We start from the raw sequence: 18,531 nt of genomic DNA, 5'->3' as shown, positions 1-18,531 counted from the left end.
AACGGGCGGGCCTGAAAGCCCGCCCCAATAAGGAGAAAAAGAATGGCTGACCTGCTCAAGAAACCTTTCGGAACCCGTGGCAAGGTACATGACATCACGCCTGCCAGCGCCGGATGGCGGTACGTGGGTTTTGGGTTGTATCACCTAAAGGCCGGGGACCGGGCAGCCGAGGTCACGGGGGACCGCGAAGTCATTCTGGTGATGGTCGAAGGCAAGGCGAAAATCACTGGTGCCGGGCAGGATTGGGGTGTGTTGGGCGAGCGGATGAACGTATTCGAAAAGACGCCACCGCATTGTCTGTACCTGCCCAACGGCACCGAATGGGAAGCTGTCGCCGAGACCGATTGCGTTTTGGCCGTCTGCTCAGCGCCGGGCAAGGGCGGTCATCAAGCGCGCCGGATCGGGCCTGATGGCATCACGCTCACCGAACGTGGCAAGGGTGTGAACACGCGACATATCAACAACATCGCGATGGAGAACGAGGACTATACCGATAGCCTGCTGGTGACAGAGGTCTTCACACCAAACGGGCACTGGTCTTCGTACCCCAGTCATCGCCATGACGAGGATGATTTCCCCAGGATCACCTATCTGGAAGAGACATATTACCATCGGCTCAACCCTGCGAACGGGTTCGGGATACAGCGGGTTTATACCGATGACGGACAGTTGGATGAGACAATGGCGGTGTCAGATGGCGATGTTGTGACTGTCCCGCGCGGTCATCACCCTTGCGGCGCGCCCTATGGGTTTGAGATGTACTATCTGAACGTCATGGCGGGACCTCTGCGGAAATGGCGATTTGTACCGGCCCCCGAGGTCGAATGGATCATGGAGCGTGACGGATGAGCAAAGATTTCGCTAATTACCCATGCCTTGCAGGAAAGACGGTTTTCATTACAGGAGGGGCCGGGGGGATTGGTGCGGAAACTGTTCGGGCCTTTGCCGAACAAGGGGCAAAGGTCGGGTTTCTGGATCTCAATGCGGATGCCGGACTTGCCTTGTTGTCGGATCTAGAGGGCGAGCACGCGTTTGCCCAATGCGATTTGCGCGACATTGAGGCGATGAACGCCGCAATGGGGCAATTGGTCGAAGAGTTGGGCGAAGCGGATGTGTTGGTCAACAATGCCGCCCATGATGACCGCCACGACTGGCGCGATGTGACGCCCGAGTATTGGAATGAGCGTATGGCGACCAATATTCGCCACATGTTTTTTGCCATTCAGTCGGTGGCTCCCGGCATGATCGCGAAGGGTGCGGGTTCGATCATCAATATCGGGTCGAATTCATGGTGGGAGGCCGGAGCGGGTTTTCCCGCTTATGCCACCGCCAAATCCGCAGTACACGGCCTGACACGGACCATGGCGCGCGAGTTGGGGGATCACCGCATTCGCGTGAATGCGGTCGTGCCCGGCTGGATCATGACCGACCGTCAGAAAGACCTGTGGGTCACGCCCGAAGCGCTGGCCAAGCAGGTGGACCGGCAGTGCCTGCCGGACCCGATTGAACCGGTTTATGTCTCCCGAATGGTGCTGTTTTTAGCTTCAGACGACGCAGCCATGTGCAGCGCCGGGAACTTCATGGTCGAGGGCGGTTCGATCTGAACCTTTTGGGAAATTGGAGCGTTCACATGTCTCAACCCTTTCAGCTTGCGGCATGTGCCGAGATGCTGTGGCCGGACAAACCCATGGACTGGCGTGCCGCGCGCCTGACCGAGATGGGGTTTGGTGTGGGGCTTTGGAACTGGCCAGATTGGGATCTGGGCAAGCTGGAACGCGTTGGTGCGAACTATACGATCATGAACGGGTATCTTCAGGGTCGCCTTGCGGACCAAGAAGGCGCTGACATGTTGCTGCGATCCGCGCGCGAGACAGCTCAGATCGGTAAGCGCCTGGGCGTGGATCGTCTGAACCTGCACGGTACAGGCTTGGGAGATGGTGGAATTCCAATCCGGCAGCACGAGGTCGTGACCGGAGATATGTGGCTGAAGGCAAGGGACACATTGCAACGCATCTGTGATCTGGCAGAGCAGGAAGACGTTGTTTTCACAATGGAAAACCTAAACCTGCTGGATCATCCCGGTTGTCCCTTTGGGTCGACCGAAGACGTTCTGGCACTGGTTTCGTCTGTCAATCATCCACGTCTTCGCATCAATCTGGACCTTTATCACACCCAGATCGGTGAAGGGGATCTTGTCCGTTGGTGCAAGAAATGCCTGCCATGGATCGGTGAAGTTCAGGTTGCTGACAACCCCGGCCGGTGTGAACCCGGAACCGGTGAGATCAATTATGCCGCCGTTGCACGGGCGTTGGATGACATGGGGTATCGCGGACCTGTCGGTCTGGAGGCTTTTGCGGCGGGCGACCCGGAAACGGCGCTTGAGGCCTTCCGGGCTGCCTTTACAATCTAAGCATGTTTGGGCGCTTTATCTTTGAGGTGGCGCGCCAAAGGCACGGATCACGGCGCGGGCAGCGGCCTCGACCGGGTCGTGGGTTTCCTTCAGTATGGTGACCCGATCAAACCTTTCAGGATCACGATTGACGGCGTCACGCATGGCGTGACCGAACGCCATGCGCAGTTCCGTTCCGATGTTGAACTTGCAAATCGAGGTCTCTCGCGCCAGTTTCATGCGCTGTTCTACCGGCACGCCGGACCCGCCGTGAATGACCAACGGCACTTGGGTCATTTCATCGATCTCGGCGATGCGCGCCTCATCCAAGCCCCCTTCTTTGTTCTGCTGCAAGTGAACATTGCCGACCGAAATCGCCATCGCGTCCACCCCGCTTTCACGAGCAAATTTTGCGGCTTCCTCGGGGTCCGTTCCGTTCGATCCTTCGCCGCCAGAATATCCGACAAAGCCGATTTCGCCCTCGCAGGAAATCCCTGCCGCATGGGCCATTTCGGCAATCGCGGCGGTCTCGTCGATGTTCTGTTGAAGCGGCTTGCGCGACCCATCGAACATCAGGGACGTAAACCCACTGTCCAGCGCGATCTTGCAGTCTTCATATGTGTAACCATGGTCCAGATGCGCAACGACTGGAACCGAAGCGTTTTCGGCCAGATAGCGGAACATTTTGCCCAGAATGGGCAGTGGTGTGTGTTCGCGACAGCTGGGTCCGGCTTGCAGGATCACTGGCGCATTCTCGGCTTCGGCAGCGGCCACGTAAGCGCGCATGTCCTCCCAACCGAGTGTAACCAGCCCGCCGACGGCGTAACCCTGTTCATAGGCAGGTTGCAGGACGTCTTTCAGTGTGACCAGGGTCATTTGAACTTCGCGATCATGTCTTTGATGCCTGGGATCGTTTCGATCTGATAGGCATGTGTGGGTTGGAAATACTGCACCAGCGAGCGTTGGCTCAGCCCGCCGAGGATGGTGAAGTAATACATCTCATACCCCGGCAGAACGCAGCAGGGATGGTAGCCCTTGTCGATGCAGATCGTGGAGCCATCGACGATGTGATAGGCGTCGCCGGGCTCGTTGTCCTCGCGTTGCAGCATCTGTAGCCCCGAACCCCAGTTGGGTTTGAAACGGAAATTATAGGTCTCGTCGTGTCGCGTTTCGTCCGGCAGGCGGTTGGTGTCGTGCTTGTGGCTGGGAAACCCCGACCAGCCGCCCTGACCGACGGTAAACAGCTCACTCACCAACAGGCGACCGACTTTGTCGTGTTGCTTTTGGCCTAGTATGTGCTTGATCTTACGGTGTGTTTTGGTGTCGTCGCTGCCGTATTGTACAAGGTCATGATCACGCACATCGAACGGGTCCAGGACCTTGTCGTATTTGGCGCCGGCAATGAACACTTCGGTTTCATCCGACACGCAGGCCATCTGCACTTTCGCACCGACGGGCACATAAACGCCCTCGGGTTCTCCATCCCAGACATCTTCGCCCCGGTTGCCCAGCTTCGGGAAGGCAACGCCTTCGACGTCGACATCGACGCTGCCGGTGGCTGGCACGATGCAGGTCTCATAGCCGGGAACCTGATATTCGAAAGCCTCGCCCTTTTTCAGTTTGACGATGTTGAAATAGTTCAACGGGACCGTTGAGTCATCGATGTCAACGATGGGTTTGTTCTGATTGTCAAAGGGCGCGATGTGCACGGGAGTCTCCTATGTGGTCGGGCCGGGGTGTGAGGCAAGGAACGCGTCCAGTTCAGCGGTCGTGGGCATGGCGGGCGCACAGCCCGGTTGAGACACCACAATCGATGCGCAGGCCGAGCCGCGCATGACAGCATCCTTCAGGTCATGCCCCGCAGCAATTGATGCCAACAGTCCCGCCATAAAACTGTCGCCTGCCCCATTGGGTTTGACAGCGGTGACCGGATAGATGCCGGTTTCGATCTCTTGCCCGTCCGTCAAAGTGACAGCGCCTTTTTCACCCATCTTGTAGATGACGATCCGACCGGGTTTTTCCGCCAGCTCTTTGGCCTTGGCAAAGCCTTTGTCGATACCGCCAGCCATGAACCCGAATTCTTCGTCATTGCCGACGATCAAGTCGCTGGCTTCACCGGCCCGTGACAGGACCTCGGCGGCCACCTCGGGCGAAGGCCAGCTGTAGGGGCGGTAGTCGATATCGAAGATGATTGGCAGGTCAACGGCTCGGGCGTTTTCGAACGCACGGAATGTGGCGCTGCGCGATGGCTCGGAGGCAAAGACTGTGCCTGCTGAGATGACTGCCGAAAAGGACGAATAATCAACCTTGTCCATGTCCTCTTCAGTGACCTGAAAATCGACAGCCCCATTGCGGTAGATGACATTCTGAAAGTTCTCGATCCGGCTTTCGTACACAGCCAAAGACATGCGGTATTCGCCGCCTAAGACGCGAATGTAAGAGGTGTCCACGCCATAGTGGCGCAGACGGTTCAGGCAGAAGCGACCGACGGCATCGTCTGAGACTGACGTGATCAGAGAGGCCTGACTGCCCAGTTTAACCAATCCGGCGCAAATGTTCGCGGATGAACCACCCAGATCGGCATGGAACGTGTCGGCATCCTCGCTTTTGACGCCGATCGGATCTGCATACAGGTCCATTCCTGCGCGTCCCAGAACGGCAAAGCGGTTTCCTTTGATACCGTCTATCAGAGCGCTCAAGTCATGTCCTCCGGCAAAGTGGGTCGGCAAAGTTTGGACCTTGCGTTGAATCGATTCACACGATACTCATTTTGCAACCGGTTGCAAATAATATGTTCGGAGCCGTTACAGATGCCTGAAATCGGAATTGGAATTGTGGGTGGCGGCTATATGGGCAAGGCCCATTCCGTTGCCATGGCGGCCGTTGGCGCGGTTTTTAACACCGCATTACGGCCCCGGCTTGAGGTCATTTGTGCATCCAGCCCTGAAAGCGCTGAACGTTACCGGACGGCCTATGGTTTTGCGCGCGCGACCGACGATTGGCGCGTTTTGGTTGAAGACCCGAGGGTCGAGGCCATTGTGATCGCTTCACCGCAATCCACGCATCGTCAGATCGCCGAAGCAGCTTTTAGTCTGGGCAAGCCCGTGTTGTGTGAAAAGCCTTTGGGTGCATCGCTTGAAGACAGTCAGGCCATGGTTGCGGCGGCCGAAGCCGCAGGCGCCGTGAACATGGTTGGGTTCAACTACATTCGCACACCCGCCAGCCAGTTTGCCCGCCAACTGATCGCCGATGGAGAGATCGGCGACATCACGTGGTTCCGGGGTGAGCATACCGAGGACTTTTACGCTGATCCGCAGGCACCAGCCACGTGGCGGACAACGGGCATGGCCAATGGCACAATAGGAGATCTTGCGCCGCATATGGTGAACGGAGCGATGGCTCTGGTTGGCCCGATTGCGCGGGTGATGGCCGATGTGGAAACCGTGCATAAAATTCGACCCGGAGGTGAGGTCACAAATGACGACCATGCCCAGATGATGTGCCGGTTCGAAAACGGCGTTATGGGCAACCTGTATTTCAGCCGCGTCGCGACAGGCCGAAAGATGGGCTATGCCTATGAAATATCAGGAACAAAAGGCGCAATCCGGTTCGATCAAGAAGACCAGAACGCGCTTTGGCTGTATAAGCGAGAGGGGCCCGAAGCTGCGCGCGGGTTCACTAAGATCCTGACAGGTCCTGCGCACCCGGACTATGAACCTTTCTGTCAGGGCCCTGGTCATGGCACCGGCTATCAGGACCAGATCATCATCGAGGCTAAGGACTTCCTTCAGGCTATCCATACCGGAGAAGCGATTTGGCCAACCTTCCGTGATGGGCATGAGGTAAACCGCGTTCTGGCCGCCGCCTTGGCGTCGTCAGACCAGCGGCAATGGAAAGACATCAGCGATTTCTGATCGCTCAATCTATGAAATTCTAAAGAGAGACGATGACCATGGCTAAGTTGAGATGGGGCATGATCGGGGGCGGTGAAGGCAGCCAGATTGGGCCTGCCCATCGCTTGGGTGCTCAGGCTGACGGACTGTTTGAATTTGCTGCTGGCGCGCTGGATCACCGGCCCGAAGCGGGCCGCGAGTATGCGCAACGACTGGGCGTTGCTGCCGATCGCGCCTATGGCAACTGGCAAGAGATGCTGGCGGGCGAGAAAGACCGGGATGATCGAATTGATCTGGTGACTATCGCCACGCCAAATTCGACTCATTTCGAGATCGCCAAGGCGTATCTTGAGGCGGGCTTTAACGTGTTGTGCGAAAAGCCGATGACCATGACGGTGGAAGAGGGTGAAGAGATCGTCCGCGTCGCTGTAGCTTCGGGCAAGATCTGCGCGGTGAACTATTGCTATTCCGCTTACCCAATGGTGCGTCAGGCGCGTGCGATGGTGCGTGCAGGCGACATCGGCAAAGTGCGGTTGGTTGTGACGAACTTCAGCCATGGCCACCATGGCGATGCGGCCGACGCAGACAACCCGCGTGTGCGCTGGCGCTATGATCCTGCGATGGCAGGTGTCTCGGGGCAGTTCGCAGATTGCGGTATCCACGCGCTGCATATGGCCAGCTTTATCTGCGATGACGAGGTGAAGACCCTTTCCGCCGATCTGGCCTCGACCATTGCCAGCCGCGAACTGGAAGACGATGCAATGATCAACTTCCGGATGGAGGGCGGCACGGTTGGACGCCTCTGGACGTCATCGGTGGCAATCGGGCGGCAACATGGCTTTGACATTCAGGTCTTTGGGGAAACCGGCGGGCTGCGTTGGGCGTCCGAGCAACCCAACCAGTTAATCTATACCCCGGTGGGTGGGCGTACCCAGATCATCGAAAAGGGCGAGGGCGGTCTTCACGACGAGGTTCAGCGCTTGTCTCGGGTCGCAATCGCGCACCCAGAAGGGTTCCCTTTGGCCGTAGCCAACATCTATTGCGATCTGGCCGATGCAATTCGCGGTGAAAGCCGGGATGGCTTGCCCGGAGCCGCAGATGGTGTCAGGTCCATCGCAGCTGTCCATGCGGCTGTTGCTTCGGGCAAAGCGGATGGTGCGTGGCAGGATGCCCGTCCACCAATGTTTCGCTGATCAGGGGCGGGGCCGCAACGTGCCCCGCTCAATCACCCGGCAAGGGAAAATACGGGCCTCGGGATAGCGCTGGGGCTCTTTCAACATCTCGACAACCAGATCGACGGATGAGGTAATGATCTGCTTGATCGGCTGGTGAATCGTCGTCAGATCGATGCTTTCCCAGCGCGACATTTCCATGTCGTTCAGGCCGATGATTCCGACATCTTTGCCCGGCTGCAAACTGTGATCTTTCAACGCTGACAGTGCGCCAATCGACAGGATGTCGTCGCCACAGAAATAAGCTTGGGCCGGATTATTGGCCAACAGCCCCAGCATCTCGGTCCGCCCCGCCTCGAAAGAGTAAGCTCCTGCGAAGCAATAGCTTACTTCAATCTCCGGGTGGTCTGCCAGTTCCTCCATGAAACCGCGATGCCGATCCAGGGCCGATGTTGCATCCTCAGGCCCGCCCAGATAACCGACACGCGTGTACCCACGCGCTACAAGTTCGCGGGCGGCCATACGTCCGCATTCCACGTTGTCGATGCCCACGACATGCACTTCGGGCGAAGTGGCCGAGCGTCCAAATGTATGCACCACGGGCACGCCGGCATCATGAAACGCCTTGGCAAAGCTGGGTGGCAGCGTCGACGACGCCACGATGGCCGCATCCACTGAATATTGCCGCAGCATTCGGACCGAATTGGCGGGCTCGGTCTCGTCCGTCAGGTTCACGATCAACGGACGCAGGCCGCGTTCCTGCAAGGCACGCGTGAACTGATCGAAGACTTCAAGAAAAATGGGGTTGTGAAAGTTGTTCGAAATCAACCCGATCAGTTTGGTGCGCCCGGTGGTCAGCGACGAGGCAAGTGCATTCGGGCTGTAGCCAAGTTCGCGGGCTGCTTTTTCGACCTTGCTGCGTGTTTTTGCCGAGACCGAAGCGCCTTCGGTGAACGTGCGCGAGACAGCAGATCGCGATACGCCTGCAAGGGCAGCGACGTCTTTTAAGGTCACGCTCACGGGTGGCGTCTCCAACGGCAAAAGGAAAGGGATTTCGAGGTGGTTTTCATTGCCAGTTCATTATGCAGTTTCGGCCAACTCCCGCAACCGGTTGCAAAGCAGCGCAGAGCGGACCCGAAATGAGTAAATCTTTTGATGGAACTTGAACACCTTGATCTGAACCAGTGCAGACAATCATATCCCATTGTCTGTTCGTTTGCGTCGGCTCAATTTGCCATCAACGCCTTCACATTTGCGGTGGCCTACCCGATTGGCGGAGAATCCGCATGCCAGAGCTTAGCCATTGGTTCCAAGGGTTCATATGAAGAAACAACCGCAAAACAGGGCCGATAAGTTACAGCATAACTCTTTCAGTTGGCTCATGTTAAAACTGTAGTGCAACAAGACCGCTCTGCATGCGGCGGGCCTTGTCGTTCCAACAACGTTGATTGAGGTGGAAGAGGCGGCACGTGCGCTAAAAGCCAGCGATATTGAAAAGCCGTTTCCTTCGGCTGGCTGTTGGGTGATACCCGCGGCTATTGCGTATCCCATTCTGGTGATCTGGGCCCATGCCCTTCATCAGATTTCAGAACGGTACACCTGACCTGCGTTTTCTGGAGACTGCGATGAAAAAAGGCCCGCGTTCGGCGGGCCTTTTCTTTGAATAATACCTGCAGCTTACTGCGGAATTTCGCCTTCCAGCCCTTCGACATAGAAGTTCATGCCGGCCAGCGTGCCATCATCGGCCACTTCGCCTTCAGCCAGCCAGTCGCTGCCGTCTTGCTTTTTCAGCGGACCGGTAAAGGGGTGGTACTCGCCCGCCGCCATGGCGGCTTTCAGTGCCAGGGCTTCTTCCTTCACATCAGCCGGTACGGCGTCTGAAATTTCGCCGATTGCAACCATGCCTTCGCGGATGCCATCCCAAGTGTTGGCGCTTTCCCATGTGCCATCCATGACGGCTTGGGTCCGGGCAATGTAGTAGGGCGCCCAATCATCGATGATCGACGAGACGCGCGGGAACGGAGCGTATTCGCTCATGTCAGACGCCTGACCAAAGGTGACAACATTGCCAGCCTCTTGTGCAGCCGCCTGCGGCGCGGTCGAGTCGGTGTGCTGCAGGATCACGTCTGCACCCTGTTCGATCAGAACAGTGGCGGCGTCAGCTTCTTTCGCAGGATCAAACCAAGTGTAGGCCCAAACGATCTTGAACTCGACATCCGGGTTCACCTTCTTGGCGTGGATATAGGCCGAGTTGATGCCACGGATCACTTCGGGGATCGGGTACGAACCAATATAGCCGATGATGTTCGACTTGGTCATGTTACCCGCGATGTGGCCCTGAACAGCGCGGCCCTCGTAGAAACGTGCTGAATAGACCGAGACGTTGTCGGCTGTCTTATAGCCGGTCGCGTGCTCGAATTTTACGTTCGGGAACTTCTTAGCCACATTGATGGTTGGATCCATGTAGCCGAACGAGGTGGTAAAGATCAGATCAGCGCCTTCCAGCGCCATCTGGGTCATTACACGCTCAGCATCGGGACCTTCGGGAACCGATTCAACAAAGACGGTTTCAACCTTGTCGCCAAAGTGATCCTCGACGGCCAGACGGCCCTTGTTGTGCTCATAGGTCCAGCCGCCGTCGCCCACCGGGCCGACATAGACGAAGCCGACCTTGGTTTTGTCTTCGGCCATGGCCCCCGAGGCCAGGCCCAGTGCCATGGCGGCACTTGCCAGAAGTGTAGTGAATTTCATGTGTTACTCCCCAAGTTGGTTCAGTTGGCCCCTAGTGCGAGGCATGGAAGGTCCGGCCCAGTGAGGCAGGTGCGCTGCTCTTGTCGGCCGAAAGGATCACAAGCACAAGGATCGTGATTATATAAGGCGACATTGCCAGATACTCGACAGGAATGGCAACGCCCGCTGCCTGCAAATTAAGCTGCAACACAGTGATGCCGCCAAACAAGTAAGCACCCAGCAAGGCGCGCCATGGTTTCCAGCTGGCAAACACCACAAGCGCCAGAGCGATCCAGCCCACACCCGCGGTCATCCCTTCGGTCCACTGAGGCACGCGGATCAAGCTGATATAGGCGCCACCCAGACCCGCACAGGCCCCGCCGAAAAGGATCGCCATGATGCGGATCTTGATGACCTTATAGCCAAGTGCGTGTGCGGCATCGTGATTTTCGCCGACCGCGCGCAGAATCAGACCGACGCGGGTGTATTTCAGCGTCGCCCAGACCGCTGCGGTCAAAGCGATACCGACATAAAGGATCGGGTCATGCTGGAACAGGATCGGGCCGATGACCGGGATATCGCTGATCACCGGGATATGGATGTCGCCCATACTCGGGGGTTTGACGCCCACATAGCTCTGCCCCATCAGTGCGCTGAATCCCAGCCCGAACAGGGTCAGGGCAAGGCCACTTGCCACCTGATTGGCCAAGGCCACCTGTGTCAACAAAACAAACAGCAAAGACAGAACCGCACCGCCAATGGCCGCCGCGACAAAGCCCAGCCAGGGCGACCCGGTCTCGACCGAGATGGCAAAGCCACTGATCGCGCCCACGATCATCATACCCTCGACGCCAAGGTTCAGAACACCTGCTTTCTCAACGACCAGCTCCCCGATCGCGGCCAGCAGCAGGGGGGTTGCGGCCACCATCAGCGAGGCGACCAGAAGGACGGGATTGATTTCACCAAGGTCCATTATGCTACCTCGCTACGCGCCGCACGGATGCGGTAGTTGGTCAGAAGATCGAAAGCCAGCAAGAAAAACAACAGCATCCCCTGGAAGACTTGGATCGCGGCGGCAGGCAGGCCCAGCTGCGATTGCGCGATTTCCCCGCCGATATAAGTCAGCGCCATCAGACCCCCGGCCAGCAAGATACCCACCGGATGCAGGCGGCCCAGAAAAGCAACGATAATCGCGGTGAAGCCATAGCCAACGTTGAAATCGATGCTGACAACGCCCGAAGGCCCTGAGACCTCGAACATCCCTGCCAGCCCGGCCAGTGCCCCGGAGAGGCCCAGACAGAACAGAATCAGCCGCGCCGGATTCACCCCCGCGAATTTCGCTGCACGTGGTGCCTCGCCGGTTAGACGGATGTGAAAACCCAGCATGTGCCGGTTCAGCAGGACATAAGCAAAAATCACGGCAATCAGTGCAGTGACGACGCCCCAATGCATACCTGACCCGGCGATCAACTCGGCATTATGCGCACTGTCATATTGCTGCAGATTGCGCGAACCGGGAAAGCCAAAGCCCTCTGGGTTCTTCAGCAGACCCAGCGAGACCGAGGCCAGCATCTGCTCGGCCACATAGACCAGCATAAGCGACACCAGGATTTCATTGGTGCCAAAGCGCACTTTCAAAAAGGCCGGGATCATCGCCCAAAGCCAGCCGCCGAACGCGCCCGCGATTACCATGATCGGGAAGATGTAAAACGCATCCAAAGGATAAAAAGCCAGACCAGCACCAGCACCAAAGATGGCACCCATGATGTACTGACCTTCGGCCCCGATGTTCCAGATACCTGCCCGAAAGCCCAGCGAAAGACCAATGGCGATCAAAACCAACGGCGCGCCTTTCACCAACAATTGGGGACGGTAGTAGAAGGCGAACTCGCCGAACAGTGGTTCCCAGAAAATGGTGCCAATGGCTTCAATTGGGTTCTTGCCCAGAATGGCGAACAAGATGCCGCCAAACACCATCGTCGCCAACACCGCAACCAAAGGGGTGGCATAAGACCACGCCTTGGACGGCTGTGGCCGTTTCTCCAACACAATCATCTGCTCACACCCCCAACTCTTCTTCTTGTTGCAAATACGGCCGCCGGAGGCGGTTCAACGCGTCACACATGCGCCACCTCCATGCCGTGGGCTCCACCCATCATCAGCCCGATCTCGTCCACCGTCAGACCCGTTGTTGGGCGCGGTGCGCTCAGCCGTCCTTCATTCAAAGCCGCAAAGCTGTCCGAGATTTCCATCAGCTCATCCAGATCCTGGCTGATGCAGACCACGGCAGTCCCTTTGGCGGCCAGATCCAGAATGGCCTGGCGGATCGCCGCCGCCGCAGCAGCATCCACGCCCCAGGTGGGCTGGTTCACAACCAGAATGTCGGGGTTTTGCAGTACTTCACGACCAATCACGAATTTCTGCAGGTTCCCGCCAGACAATGACCGGGCGGCATTCTCAGGACCCGGCGTGCGAACGTCAAAAGCGCTGATGATCTTTTCGGCAAAGCTCTTGGTTTCGGCCCATTTGAGGAAACCGTTGCTTTCCAGCCCTTCCCGCACGGATCCAGTCAGCAAAGCGTTTTCCGTCAGGCTCATATCCGGGGCTGCCGCATGACCCAGCCGCTCTTCGGGGGCCGTCAGCACACCCAACTTGCGCCGCGCGGTGGGGCCGAGCTTGCCGATCCGCTGGCCGTTGAACTTGATCGCATCCGCAGCGGTCAGGATTTCCCCGGACAGCACGCCCAGCAATTCATCCTGCCCATTCCCGGCAACGCCACCGATGCCCAGAACCTCACCCTTGCGGACGGTCATGTGGATGTTTTTCAACGCGGTGCCAAATTCCGAGGGCGACGGGACAGACAGTCCACTGACATCCAGCGCAACTTCACCAAATTCACGTCCCGAACGTTCAGGCGTTTGAAGTGTCGAGCCCACCATCATCTCGGCCATGTCCCGCGCTGAAGTTTCGGCGGGTACGCATTCGCCCACATTCTTGCCCAGCCGTAGGATCGTCGCGTGATCACACAGCGTTCGGATTTCCTCCAGCTTGTGCGAAATATAGAGGATCGACGTTCCTTCGGATCGCAGTTTGTTCAGCGTTTCAAACAGGATCTCGACTTCTTGCGGGGTCAGTACGCTCGTCGGTTCGTCCATGATCAGCAGTTTGGGGTCCTGCAACAGGCAACGGATGATCTCGACCCGCTGACGCTCACCCGCGGACAGATCGCCAACCGTGCGATATGGATCCAGCGGCAGGCCATATGTTTCGGACACTTCGCGGATACGCGAGGCCAGATCGCCCATCGGCGGCGGGTTCTCCATCCCCAGAGCGATGTTTTCGGCCACGTTCAAAGCGTCGAACAACGAGAAATGCTGGAACACCATCGCAATCCCGTCCGCCCGCGCGGCGCGCGGCTCGGGCGGCGCAAAAGGCTGACCTCGCAGCAGCATCGTGCCGCTGTCGGGCTTCACCAGCCCGTAGATCATCTTGACCAGCGTGGATTTGCCCGCGCCGTTTTCCCCCAGCAGGGCGTGAACTTCGCCCTCACCGATGTCAAAAGACACCTGATCATTGGCCACGACGCCGGGATAGGCTTTGGTCAGCCCTTGCAGGCTCAGAAGTGGAGTGGTCACGCGCTCAGGTCCTTCTTCAACTCGTTCTGCCGGGCCGGGCGCAACATTTGCGCGGCAACGCCGACGGCGATCATCTGCGGGTGTTTGCCCAGGTTCGGATCACCAATCGGACAGGTGATCCGGCTGATCCGCTCGGGCGAATGCCCAAGGGCCGCCAGCCGCGATCGGAATCGCGCCCATTTCGTAGCCGAGCCGATCAGCCCCGCAAAGCGGAAATCATGCAAAAGCAGCCTGTTGCACAGCTCCAGGTCCAAATTGTGTGAATAGGTCAGCACAAGATGCTCGGCATCGGTCGGTGCGTGTCGAACCAGTTCGGCCGGTTTGGTGGCTGGAAGCGAAGTAACTCCGGCGGCAATCGTGTCAGGAAACCGATCCGGGCCGGTGTCGATCCAGGTGATTGCAAGGTCGGGCAGCGGTGAAAGAACATCCACCAAAGCCCGTCCGACATGACCGGCACCCCAAATCCAAAGGTTCCGGTTTGGTTTGTGCACTGGCTCAATCATCCAGCCGTCAACCATCTGGGGTTCAGGTGTTATCCCCTGACCACGCGCGGTTGCCAGCACTCGTTTGACCGATAGAGGCATCTCTTCGCCAGATGTGGCACGTGCAATGAGTGTTTCATCCAGCGTTTCCAGCGCCGCGCGGTCATAGACCTCGCTGAGCAGCGAAACCGCGCCACCGCAACATTGTCCCATCTCAGGCCCAAGCGCGTGGTGGGTTAGACGCGAAGACCGGGTTTGCGCCCGCGCCGCTTCGGCCGCCTGGTATTCCAGCGTCCCTCCGCCGATGGTGCCGGACTGTCCGTCCTTCCAGACAAGCATGGCTGCGCCAACCTCGCGCGGGGACGATCCTTTGATCCCGGCAATAACCACCCGGACCACTCGTCCATGGGTTTCGACCGCCTCCCTCAAAGCCTCCAGGTCAAATCCCATCAGATGCCTCCCTTCATCCTTTGAACACCGCGCCAGACTTCTTCGGCCGTGGCAGGTGCGTCGAGCGCGGGGTAGGTATCGCCACATGCCGCGACCGCGTTGGACAGGGCTAGCCATGCTGAGATGCCCAACATGAAGGGCGGTTCGCCAACCGCTTTCGAGCGATAGATCGTGTCTTCGCGGTTCGCGCCATCCCAAAGCGCGACATTGAAAATGTCAGGCCGGTCGGAGCAGGCAGGGATCTTGTAGGTCGAGGGCGCATGTGTGCGCAGGTTGCCCTTGTCATCCCAGACCAGTTCCTCGGTCGTCAGCCAACCCGCGCCTTGCACGTAACCGCCTTCGACCTGCCCGATATCCAGCGCCGGGTTCAGCGATGCGCCCGGGTCATGCAGGATGTCCGTGCGAAGTATGCGGTTTTCACCGGTCAGAATATCGACGGCAACCTCGGTGACGGACGCGCCATAGGCGAAGTAGAAGAACGGGCGTCCGCGCCCTGCGATCCGGTCCCATTCGATCTTGGGCGTTTTATAGAATCCGGTTGCCGACAAGCTGATCCGGCCCTGATAGGCCAGCGCTGCTGCTTGGGCGAAGGTGTACTTTTCTTCCCCAACCATAACGTGACCATCGGAGAAACTGACCATCGATGGATCAGCCTGATGCCGTTCCGCCAGATAGTCTGCCATCCGGTCGCGGATCGTATCACAAGCGGCTTTCACTGCCATGCCGTTCAGGTCACTGCCCGAGGACGCCGCCGTGGCCGAGGTATTGGGCACCTTGGCTGTATCGGTGGCGGTGATTTTCACCATCTCCAATGGGATGCCAAAGCGAGATGCAGCGACTTGCGCTACCTTTTGGAACAGTCCCTGACCCATTTCGGTGCCGCCATGGTTAAGGTGGACCGAGCCGTCCTGATATACATGCACCAGCGCACCCGCCTGATTGAGGTGGGTCAGAGTAAAGGAAATCCCGAACTTGACCGGAGAGAAGGCGATGCCTTTTTTGATAACGCTGTTTTTGGCGTTCCACTCACCAATAGCCGCCTTGCGCGCGGCGTAGTCGCTGGATTTCATCAGTGCATCGGTCATTTCGTGCAGTTCGAAATCGCTGACCTCCATGCCGTAGGGCGTCGTGTTGCCACCAGCAGGAAGGGCGCGCACCGGCGCGTTCCCGGTTTCCACCGCGCCGCGGCTGGTCAGGTCCTCATGCGGGTCGGGGTGGCCCAGAGGCTTCTCTGTTGGTGCGACCTCAGCAACCGTATGCGCGGGTTCATAGTAGTTCCGGCGGCGCAGTTCGACCGGGTCCAGCCCCAGTTCATGCGCGGCGTGATCCATCACGCGCTCGATCCCGACCATCCCCTGAGGGCCGCCAAAGCCGCGATAGGCGGTGGCGGATTGGGTGTTGGTTTTCAGTCGGTGGCTTTCGATCCGCGCGTTGGGCAGCAGATAAGCATTGTCCGAATGCAGCATAGCGCGGTCGGCGACGGGCAGAGACAGGTCCTGCGCCCATCCGCAGATGGCGTAATGAAGGAACGAGACGCCCTGAATATGCCCATGCTCATCGAACCCGGCCTCATATGAAATGCGGAACGCGTGGCGCTTGCCGGTGATGATCATGTCATCGTCGCGGTCATAGCGCATCTTGCAGGCTTTGCCTGTGGCGCGCGCGGCAATGGCGCAAGCGACAGCCAGCGCGTTGCCTTGGCTTTCCTTGCCGCCAAAGCCGCCGCCCATCCGGCGGGTTTCAACCCGGACAGCGTGCATGGGGACACCCAAAGCGTCCGCTACTTTATGCTGAATTTCTGTCGGGTGTTGTGTGGAACTGTGCACCAACATATCCGCGCCTTCATTTGGCACGGCCAGTGCAGCCTGGCCTTCGAGGTAGAAGTGCTCCTGCCCGCCAAGTTCGAACGTGCCTTCGATCACATGTGCTGCACCTGCGATGGCGGCATCCGCATCGCCTTTGGCGTAAACACGTGGGCCATCCTCGAACCGGCTATCCGCGGCCAGCGCGTCTTCAACCGTCAGGATCGGTGTGTCCTCGGCATAGTCGATCTTGCCCAGGCGCGCGGCCTTGCGCGCGGCCAGATGGCTGGTGGCGACAACCAAAAACACCGGCTGACCAATATAGTGAACCGTGCCGTCCGACAGCAGTGGTTCATCATGGATCGAGGGCGAGACGTCATTGGCGAAAGGCAGGTCCTCGGCCGTCATCACCATCACAACACCTTCGGCGGCCTTTACTCCCGACAGATCCATTGCGGTGATATTACCCTTGGCAATCGGGCTGAGACCAAATGCCAGATGCAGCGTGCCTTTGGGTGTCGGGATGTCATCCACATATCGCGCCGAGCCGGACACATGCAGCGGTGCCGCGTCGTGGGGGAGGGGTTTGGTCACGCTCATGCCGACACCTCCAGCACGTTGGTGATCTCGCCCTGGTCTTCGAGGAAATAGCGTTCCAGCATCGCTTTGGCCGTTTCCAGACGATAGTTGGCCGAGGCGCGCATGTCCGTGAGTGGTGAATAGTCCTCGGCAAAAGATGGCAGCGCGGCCGCAACGGTCTCGCGTGTCCAGGGTTTGCCGATCAGTGCGGCCTCGACATGGGTTGCCCGTTTCGGAATTCCGGCCATGCCGCCAAACGCGATACGCGCCTGTGTGACGGTGCCGTCCGAAACAGTGATATTGAAACAGCCGCAAACGGCCGAGATATCCTGATCGAACCGTTTGCTGAGCTTGTATGCCTTCAGCCTGTCAGGCTGACGCGGGAAGCTGACGGCTTCGACGAATTCACCCGGAGCACGATCCTGCTTGCCATAGTCAATGAAGAAATCTTCCAACAGGACCGAGCGCCGCTCATCACCGTTGCGCAGGTGTAAGGTTGCACTCAGCGCAATAAGTGCAGGTGGATTGTCGCCGATGGGCGAACCATTGGCGATGTTGCCACCAACGGTCGCTGCGTGGCGGACCTGAACGCTGGCGTAACGGCGGATCATTTCGGCGTAGGAAGGGTGCAGGTTGGTCAGCGCCTCTCCCATGCGGTTCATATCCACCATGGCACCAAAGCGGACTTCGGTATCGGTGATCGTGATCTCTTTCAGATCCTCGCAGCGGTTGAGGAATATGACCGGGTCCAGATTGCGCAGCTGTTTGGTGACCCAAAGACCCACATCGGTTGCCCCAGCAACAAGAATTGCATCGGGGTTTTCAGCAAAGACCGCAGCCAGTTCGTCGGAAGAGCGGGGCAACATGGGTGATCCGGTTTCCGGTTCGATCGGTTTGTCTTGAACCCAAACGGGTATTGGGTGTTTTTCGGCGGCTTCTGCTGCTCGGACTATCGGAGCGTAACCGGTGCAGCGGCACAGGTTCCCTGCAAGCTGTGTGTCGTGATCTGTTGCGCCATTTGCATGGCTGGTGACCATCGACATTACAAAGCCGGGGGTGCAGAACCCGCATTGAGATCCGTGCAGGTCCACCATCGCCTGTTGTACCGGGTGGGCTTCGCCATTCGGGCCCCTGGCACCTTCGACGGTGCGGACGGCTTTGCCGTGCAATTGCGGCAGAAACAGAATGCAGGAATTCAGGGCTTTATGGCCGACTTCATCCGTGACCATAACGGTGCAGGCCCCGCAATCGCCTTCGTTGCAGCCTTCCTTGGTGCCGGTCAGGCCGCGATCCTCGCGTAGCCAATCCAGCAGGGTCGCCGTTGGATCGATATCCGCCAGCTCCACTGTCTCTCCGTTCAGAAGAAACGTGATATTCATTCGAGAAACCCGTCGCGTTA

16 protein-coding genes are annotated in these 18,531 nt (G+C 58.4%); 5 read left to right on the top strand and 11 right to left on the bottom strand.

Features of this window, described 5'->3' with window-relative positions; translation table 11 throughout:
* Positions 1 to 42 precede the first annotated feature (42 nt).
* Genes iolB through GOV91_RS06420 form a run of 3 tightly spaced genes read left to right on the top strand, consistent with a single transcriptional unit; the run spans position 43 to position 2,410 of the window.
* Positions 43 to 849: a 5-deoxy-glucuronate isomerase gene (gene iolB / locus GOV91_RS06430; RefSeq protein ID WP_171234879.1), complete on the top strand. Its 807-nt coding sequence runs from the start codon at positions 43 to 45 to the stop codon at positions 847 to 849.
* Positions 846 to 1,604, top strand: coding sequence for an SDR family NAD(P)-dependent oxidoreductase (locus GOV91_RS06425; RefSeq protein ID WP_171234878.1), 759 nt, complete (start codon positions 846 to 848; stop codon positions 1,602 to 1,604). Before iolB ends, GOV91_RS06425 begins: the two co-directional genes overlap by 4 nt.
* 26 nt (positions 1,605 to 1,630) lie before the next feature.
* Complete coding sequence (locus tag GOV91_RS06420; RefSeq protein ID WP_171234877.1) at positions 1,631 to 2,410, top strand: TIM barrel protein; 780 nt, start codon at positions 1,631 to 1,633, stop codon at positions 2,408 to 2,410.
* 15 nt (positions 2,411 to 2,425) lie between these two features.
* Here the strand turns inward: GOV91_RS06420 and GOV91_RS06415 are convergent, their stop codons facing one another.
* From GOV91_RS06415 to iolC, 3 genes are read right to left on the bottom strand one after another with little or no spacing between them, the layout of a single operon-like run.
* Positions 2,426 to 3,265 carry a class II fructose-bisphosphate aldolase gene (locus GOV91_RS06415; protein WP_171234876.1) on the bottom strand — a complete coding sequence of 280 codons (840 nt, stop codon included), beginning with the start codon at positions 3,263 to 3,265 and terminating at the stop codon, positions 2,426 to 2,428.
* Entirely contained in the window at positions 3,262 to 4,098 is an 837-nt protein-coding gene (locus GOV91_RS06410) for a 5-deoxy-glucuronate isomerase (RefSeq protein ID WP_171234875.1), read from the bottom strand. The genes GOV91_RS06415 and GOV91_RS06410 overlap by 4 nt, the downstream gene beginning before the upstream one ends.
* A gap of 9 nt (positions 4,099 to 4,107) precedes the next feature.
* Positions 4,108 to 5,088 (bottom strand): 5-dehydro-2-deoxygluconokinase, encoded by a 981-nt coding sequence (gene iolC / locus GOV91_RS06405; protein WP_171234874.1) that lies wholly within the window; start codon positions 5,086 to 5,088, stop codon positions 4,108 to 4,110.
* Positions 5,089 to 5,199: 111 nt separating this feature from the next.
* Between iolC and GOV91_RS06400 the strand changes: the two genes are divergently transcribed.
* Positions 5,200 to 6,303 carry a Gfo/Idh/MocA family protein gene (locus GOV91_RS06400; RefSeq protein WP_171234873.1) on the top strand — a complete coding sequence of 368 codons (1,104 nt, stop codon included), beginning with the start codon at positions 5,200 to 5,202 and terminating at the stop codon, positions 6,301 to 6,303.
* A 38-nt stretch (positions 6,304 to 6,341) separates the two neighbouring features.
* The gene (locus GOV91_RS06395) at positions 6,342 to 7,475 is read left to right on the top strand and encodes a Gfo/Idh/MocA family protein (protein ID WP_171234872.1); all 1,134 of its coding nucleotides are present in this window, start codon (positions 6,342 to 6,344) and stop codon (positions 7,473 to 7,475) included.
* On the opposite strand, the gene GOV91_RS06390 is transcribed toward GOV91_RS06395, so the two are convergent.
* From GOV91_RS06390 to xdhA, 8 genes are all read right to left on the bottom strand, one after another.
* Positions 7,476 to 8,474, bottom strand: a complete 999-nt coding sequence (locus GOV91_RS06390; RefSeq protein WP_171234871.1) for a LacI family DNA-binding transcriptional regulator — start codon at positions 8,472 to 8,474, stop codon at positions 7,476 to 7,478.
* Between the two features lie 657 nt (positions 8,475 to 9,131).
* A complete protein-coding gene (locus tag GOV91_RS06385) occupies positions 9,132 to 10,205 on the bottom strand; it encodes a BMP family ABC transporter substrate-binding protein (protein ID WP_171234870.1) in 1,074 nt (357 codons plus the stop codon).
* Positions 10,206 to 10,236: 31 nt separating this feature from the next.
* Positions 10,237 to 11,157, bottom strand: a complete 921-nt coding sequence (locus tag GOV91_RS06380) for an ABC transporter permease (RefSeq protein ID WP_171093445.1) — start codon at positions 11,155 to 11,157, stop codon at positions 10,237 to 10,239.
* On the bottom strand, positions 11,157 to 12,239 hold the full coding sequence (locus tag GOV91_RS06375) for an ABC transporter permease (RefSeq protein ID WP_171234869.1): 1,083 nt from the start codon (positions 12,237 to 12,239) through the stop codon (positions 11,157 to 11,159). The genes GOV91_RS06380 and GOV91_RS06375 overlap by 1 nt, the downstream gene beginning before the upstream one ends.
* Before the next feature lie 62 nt (positions 12,240 to 12,301).
* Complete coding sequence (locus tag GOV91_RS06370; RefSeq protein ID WP_171234868.1) at positions 12,302 to 13,819, bottom strand: ABC transporter ATP-binding protein; 1,518 nt, start codon at positions 13,817 to 13,819, stop codon at positions 12,302 to 12,304.
* Positions 13,816 to 14,751 (bottom strand): xanthine dehydrogenase accessory protein XdhC, encoded by a 936-nt coding sequence (gene xdhC / locus GOV91_RS06365; RefSeq protein ID WP_171234867.1) that lies wholly within the window; start codon positions 14,749 to 14,751, stop codon positions 13,816 to 13,818. Before xdhC ends, GOV91_RS06370 begins: the two co-directional genes overlap by 4 nt.
* Positions 14,751 to 17,153, bottom strand: coding sequence for a xanthine dehydrogenase molybdopterin binding subunit (gene xdhB / locus GOV91_RS06360; RefSeq protein WP_171234866.1), 2,403 nt, complete (start codon positions 17,151 to 17,153; stop codon positions 14,751 to 14,753). Before xdhB ends, xdhC begins: the two co-directional genes overlap by 1 nt.
* Entirely contained in the window at positions 17,150 to 18,511 is a 1,362-nt protein-coding gene (gene xdhA, locus GOV91_RS06355) for a xanthine dehydrogenase small subunit (RefSeq protein ID WP_171234865.1), read from the bottom strand. Before xdhA ends, xdhB begins: the two co-directional genes overlap by 4 nt.
* Positions 18,512 to 18,531: the final 20 nt, after the last annotated feature.

The organism is Ruegeria sp. HKCCA6837, from assembly GCF_013034475.1.
Lineage (GTDB): Bacteria > Pseudomonadota > Alphaproteobacteria > Rhodobacterales > Rhodobacteraceae > Ruegeria.
The sequence above is the reverse complement of the archived record's forward strand: the minus strand, read 5'-3'. Positions and strand labels throughout refer to the sequence as shown.